Origin of the sequence: Yersinia sp. 1252 StPb PI (genome assembly GCF_048593885.1) — a bacterium.
GTDB lineage: Bacteria > Pseudomonadota > Gammaproteobacteria > Enterobacterales > Enterobacteriaceae > Yersinia > Yersinia enterocolitica_E.
The window spans coordinates 1-2113 of the sequence record NZ_JAZGQE010000323.1; the positions used below are offsets into that span (position 1 = coordinate 1).

Sequence of the window (2113 nt, forward strand, 5' to 3'; positions counted from 1 at the left end):
ACGTCATTGCCGATTCCATCATCAGAAGCATTTTATGGCAGTGGCAACAGCCGGCAATAAAAATTCAATACGCCAGCGCTGCGCTGTTGTCAAAAGTGGATGAGCTGCAAAAAATAGAAGGGATACTTTCATCCTACGCTGTGACGCCTGGCAAGGGAAATGAACAAGAGGGCAGCGATATTTCGGTCAGTCAGCCGGGTGAGGATGAAATGGATGCACAGGTCAGGCAATGGGTGAATGACAGCCTTGAACAGGAAAAACCCGAAAACCAACTGACAGCAAAAGTGGCGGTGCTGGAGCAGTTGCTGGGCGGTGATATCAACCACGCTCAGACCGTTTTGGCGCGTCTGGGTAACACAACCGAGAATATTCAGAATATGCTTCGGCGGCAGCGGTTTGCTGTTCTGAAAATGATTGTTGAACACCTCCCCGATGTTGCCCCCTCCCTAAAGGCGGTGGATAAACTGCTGCCGGATATTGCCAAGGACCTCACTGCGAGTATTGCTGCCTTGGATAAAGCCCTACTGGCAGTAGCATCCCCCACACGCGACTTTGCCGAAGCTAAAAAACAGGTTGGCTATGCGCAATTGCTGGCGACAAAGGTTAAGGAAAATATATCGGCAGAGTCCGCACGGCTTACCGAAAGGCCGTTGGATGAATATTCTCGGGGCTCACGCCTTGCCAAACATTGGGCTAATCTTGCCAAAGAACAGAACCTGAGCAATTATCCGCCGCTTGATGCAGAACATGCATTTTCCTCACTGAAAAAACAGGGTCTGTTAGACGGGGTTCTTTCAACCGGAGACCCGGAGGGGTATCTCTTCGCCACCCGGCTTGCCGGTGAGCTTGAAAATGCCCGCAATGATGAATTGAGATTACCGATGAGTCCGGAGCAATATACTGCATTAGAAAAGGATCTTGTTGAGTATATTGTGAAGTGGGGGCAAAAGAGGATCTCACACGGGGGAGCTCGTATCGTTATTGAACTGTCTTTTGAGCAGGCATTGAATACGGTGGCATTCAACTTGTCTAATCTTGCTCGAGTGCCATATAAAATCCTTAAGGCATCGATAAAAATACCTTACAACGTTAACAAGGTAAACAATTATACCATGCCCGGTCACGATAAGCCCTATAAGGCTATTTATGGCTTGCTAGAAAAGAAATTAAAGCAACTTGGCTTTAATTTAATTACGGCACCAGTGCCTGGGGTGGTCAAGTTTGCAGCCGGTTCTTGGGTGGCTGCAGGCGCAACTTTGTATAATTTACATGTCGGGAGTAGAGAGAAAACATTTAGTGCGGTTTATCAACGAATAGCGGAAGGGAAAAAAAAGGAAAAAATAAAAATGGACTCACCGGGGGGGATGCTTTTTGATTCTGTGATTGATGGCACTTCTACGGCTGCTTTTAAAGGGATACGCAGGGCCTGGCAATCAGAGGGAAGTGAAAGCGGCGTTATTTTCGATAAACAGTACGTTAACGAACATGTTGGTGACGCTAATGAGGAAACACTTCCGCAAGCGCACTGGGGCGAAATGGCGGCCGAAAATGATAATGCTGCATGGGCGAATGCTGCGGCGAACGAAAGAGAAGTCGAGCCGGTGAGTCATTCATCGTCATTACAGCAACAAACAGATGTTAAGCCGTTCTCTGATAATCGTGACCCGACTTCCGACCAACCCCGAGTCAGACGTAAACGGACAGTGGTGAATGAGGCTACCGCTCAATCTCATCAAGAACCTGGTACAGTACCAGTCCCCGCGACTCTAGAGTCAGAACATTTTGATTTTGATCGTGGCATACGTTATCAAGACTTCTCCGATGAACAGAAAAAACAAACCTATTTACATGCCATTAAATTCGTATTACTTCAAATAGAAAATGATGAAAACTTACGACAAGAAATTAGGAGTAAGGCCTCTCTTGCCAGGATAGGTGCCAAGATCGCAGTTCCTGTTGATATAAAAGGATACAAACTGAATAACACAATTTTCCTTCCTGATAATGCGGGCTCCAAATCGGGGGTTCTTATCCGTTTAGATTCGGAAATACCTTATTACTATGTCAGCGAAGGGAAAGACCTTTTAGCAAACATTGAATGGGCCATGCCTTA

Annotated in this window: 1 protein-coding gene; it reads left to right on the forward strand. The window is 46.6% G+C overall.

Annotated elements, in window-relative coordinates; all coding sequences use genetic code 11:
• Positions 1-2113, forward strand: a 2113-nt coding sequence (locus V2A85_RS23165; RefSeq protein ID WP_420072495.1) for a hypothetical protein, incomplete at both ends; no start/stop codon positions are given.